Here is a 4,148-nt window from a genome sequence, read left to right as displayed (position 1 = left end):
ATTCCGAACGCGGTGCACGACATCCACGAACTGCTGCTGACCGCGGTCAAGCAGCTCGACATCGCGCCCGCTCAGCAAGACAGCTTGCGCGAGAAGGTGCCGGCGCTGACCGAGGCGATCCGTGACGTGTATCGCTCCGGCAAGGACGACAAGCCGTTCCACGACATCGTGGCGCAGGCAGCCGAAGCGCTGAAGCTCGACAACGCCACGCTGAACCGCAACTTCGGTAAGCTGTCGGCGGCGCTGTCGGTGTATCCGGTGGCCCGCACCCGGCCGTTCTTCGACGCGATGGAGAAGAGCCAGCCGGGTACCGGCGGCCTGTATTCGGTGAGCGTCGACCCGTGGAAGTGCTCGGGCTGCCTCGAATGTATCGACGTCTGCGGCCCCGGCGCGCTGGTCGATCGTGAGCAGGACGAGCCGATGCTGGAGCAGCTCCAGGCGCGGTTCGAATTCCTCAGCCGCACCCCGAACACCCCGGCGCGGTTCACCGAAAGCGCGACCAAGCCGGAAGGCGAGACCAAGCGCCTGATGCTCGATCGCGCCAATTACTACGCGACCACCGGCGGCCACGGCGCTTGCCGCGGCTGCGGCGAAGTCACCGCGATCCGTCTGGTCACCTCGACCAACCACGCGATCCACGACAAGCGCCGCAAGGACCACATCCGCGAGCTGGAAACCCTGATCGACCAGCTCAACGCCAAGCGGGCGCTGGTGGCCGGCGACGAGGCGCGCGCCGCCCGGATCGACCAGACCCTGAAGACGCTGGAGAAGCGGCTGTATCTCTATGAGAGCGGCCCGACCGGCAACGGCCCGTCCGGCATGGTGATCGCCAACGCCACCGGCTGCTCGAGCGTCTATGCGTCGACCTTCCCGTTCAACCCCTACACCGATCCGTGGGTGAACAGCCTGTTCCAGGACACCCCTGCTGTCGCCAAGGGCATCTTCGAAGGTCTCACCGCCAAGGCGTCGGAGGACTTCCGGGCACTGCGCATCGCCAAGCTCGAACTGGCCGACGCCTATGATGCGGCCAAGCACGACGGCTACTTCCGCTACTTCGGCTGGAGCGAATTCACGCCGGAAGAGCGGTCGATGCTGCCGACCGTGCTGAGCATGGGCGGCGACGGCGCCACCTACGACATCGGCTTCGGCGCGCTGTCGCGGCTGCTCGCCACCAAGACCCCGATCAAGGTCGTGGTGCTGAACACCGGCGCCTATTCCAACACCGGCGGCCAGACCTCGACGGCGAGCCTCACGGGCCAGGACAGCGACCTGTCGCGGTTCGGCATCGCCCAGCACGGCAAGCAGGAATCGCGCAAGGAACTTGGCCTGATCGCCTCGTTCCATCCGAACGTGTTCGTGGTGCAGACCGCGACCGCGCTGCAGGGCCACTTCCTGAAGAACGTGATGGAGTTCCTGAACCACACCTCGTCGCCGGCGGTGCTCGACGTCTATACGCCGTGCCAGGCCGAGCACGGCATCGGCGACGCCGTCGCCAACCGCCAGGCGCGTCTTGCGGTCGAAAGCCGGATGAATCCGGTGTTCGTCCACGACCCGCGCAAGGGCAGCAAGCTCAACAACTGGTTCTCGCTCGACGGCAACCCCGAAGCCGACCAGGACTGGGCCACCAAGACGATCGAGTACGTCGATGAGAGCGGCAAGCCGCAGCTTCTCAAGGCCAAGCTGACGCCGGCCGACTTCGCCCACACCGAAGTCCGCTTCCGCAAGCAGTTCAAGCCGCTGAAGAAGGACGACGGCGCCCTGCCGATCGACGAATACGTCGCGCTCGATCCGGCGGCGCGCGCCGGCAAGACGCCGTTCATCTACGCCACCGATGCCGACAAGAAGCTGATCAAGCTTTCGGTCGGCGAGACCGTGGTGGCGCTGGTGGAAGAACGGCGGAAGTACTGGCGCACGCTGCAATATCTCGGCGGTTTCGACGTCCGTGCGCTCGACGAAGCGCACAGCGCCGAACTGGCCGCGCTGCAGCACCAGTACGACGAACAGGTCAAGGCCCGCGAAAGCTCGCTCGATCAGATCGCGCGCGGCATGAGCGAGCTGGCAGCCTCCTCGAACGCGCCGGCCGCCGGCGGGCTCGCCGGCCTGATGGCCGGGCTGGCGCCCGCACCGGCCGCCGCGGCGACGCAGACCAACGGCGCAAAAGCTGCCAATGGCAACGGCGCCGAGCCGATCCACATCGACGATGCGGACCTCGGCAAGTGCACCAACTGCAAGAGCTGCTACCAGGACGTGCCGGAAGTGTTCGAACTCACCAAGATCGTCGTCGACGGCGCCCCGAAGGACGTCGCCCACGTCATCCCGGGCGTGTTCAGCAAGCTCAAGGTCACGCCTGAACTGTCGGCCAAACTGAGCCGCGCAGCGGCCAACTGCGATGCGGAGATCATTCGATGAGCGACGTCACCGGAACGGTCTCCAGCGACGTGCTGCGCTACCAGCAGGCGCGCAGCACGCTGGAAAGCTCCAAGAGCGAACTGGAAGAGCTGCAGAACAGCGAAGCTGTCGGCATCTTCCAGAAGCAGCTCGCGCTCTTGCAGAAACGCCTGGTCAACGACCCGGCGTCGCTGCGCAACATGTTCATCGCGGACGGCACTCAGGCGATCATCTGGGAATTCCAGCAGCCGGAACTGGGTGAAGCCTTCACCACCACGCTGTGGAACCTGCTCGCCCGCGGCGACGACATGTCGACGATCCTGCAACGCTTCATCTGGGCGCTGCCGCTGAAGTTCAAGCGCAAGTTCATCAAGGCGATCGACGTGCACCTGCGCGGTCGCTACCCGATGTTCGAGAACCTGTCGGAAGGCTGGCCGGGCGAAGCGTTCATCCCGCCCTATATCCGTCCGGCGGAAGAGCGTGCGATCGACTTCGAACTCGTGAACCAGGGCTATCTCGGCTACCAGTCGATCGGCTACTCGCTGCGCGAGTGCGAGCTGTTCGTCTGGCTCGAGGTGATGCGCGACAAGCAGTGCGACGACAAGCCGTGCGAGCTCGGCGTGCTGATTCAGGGTCGGAAGGAAGCCAAGGGCGGCTGCCCGGTGAAGATCCACATCCCCGAGATGCTGGACCTGCTCGGCAACGGCAAGCATCGCGAAGCCTTGGAGCTGATCGAGAGCTGCAACCCGCTGCCGAACGTCACCGGCCGCGTCTGCCCGCAGGAACTGCAGTGCCAGGGCGTCTGCACCCATACCAAGCGGCCGATCGAAATCGGCCAGCTCGAATGGTACCTGCCCGAGCATCAGAAGCTCACCAATCCGAGCGCCAATGAGCGGTTCGCCGGGCGGATCTCGCCGTGGGCCGCTGCGGTGAAGCCGCCGATCGCGGTGGTCGGCTCCGGTCCGTCGGGTCTGATCAACGCGTACTTGCTGGCGGTCGAGGGCTTCCCGGTCACGATCTTCGAGGCGTTCCACGACCTCGGCGGCGTGCTGCGCTACGGCATTCCGGAATTCCGCCTGCCCAACACGCTGATCGACGACGTCGTCGAAAAGATCATCCTGCTCGGCGGCCGTTTCGTGAAGAACTTTGTGGTCGGCAAGACCGCGACGCTCGAAGACCTCAAGGCCGAAGGCTTCTGGAAGATCTTCGTCGGCACCGGCGCAGGCCTGCCGACCTTCATGAACGTGCCCGGCGAGCACCTGCTCGGCGTGATGTCGGCCAACGAGTTCCTGACCCGCGTCAACCTGATGCGCGGCCTGGACGACCGTTACGAGACGCCGCTGCCCGAGGTGAAGGGCAAGAACGTGTTCGTGATCGGCGGCGGCAACACCGCGATGGACGCGGCGCGCACCGCCAAGCGGCTCGGCGGCAACGTCACCATCGTGTATCGCCGCACCAAGAGCGAGATGCCGGCCCGCGTCGAGGAGCTGCATCACGCGCTGGAAGAAGAGATCAATCTCGCGGTGCTGCGCGCGCCGCGCGAATTCATCGGCGACGACCACACCCACTTCGTCACCCACGCGCTGCTCGACGTCAACGAGCTCGGCGAACCGGACAAGTCCGGCCGCCGCAGCCCGAAGCCGACCGGGCAGATCGAGCGGGTGCCGGTCGACCTCGTGATCATGGCGCTGGGCAACACCGCCAACCCGATCATGAAGGACGCCGAGCCGGGCCTGAAGACCAACAAATGGGGCACCATC

Annotated in this window: 2 protein-coding genes; both read left to right on the top strand. The window is 65.7% G+C overall.

Translation table 11 applies throughout. From position 1 onward, the window contains the following. The coding region (locus DYI24_RS22485) for a thiamine pyrophosphate-dependent enzyme (protein ID WP_246701347.1) at positions 1-2,409 on the top strand (2,409 nt) is incomplete at its 5' end. Then, a partial coding sequence (locus tag DYI24_RS22480; protein ID WP_164573910.1) for an FAD-dependent oxidoreductase occupies positions 2,406-4,148 on the top strand: 1,743 nt, incomplete at its 3' end. The genes DYI24_RS22485 and DYI24_RS22480, both read left to right, overlap by 4 nt.

Origin of the sequence: Rhodopseudomonas sp. BR0C11 (assembly GCF_010820945.1) — a bacterium.
Lineage (GTDB): Bacteria > Pseudomonadota > Alphaproteobacteria > Rhizobiales > Xanthobacteraceae > Rhodopseudomonas > Rhodopseudomonas palustris_H.
The sequence above is the reverse complement of the archived record's forward strand: the minus strand, read 5'-3'. Positions and strand labels throughout refer to the sequence as shown.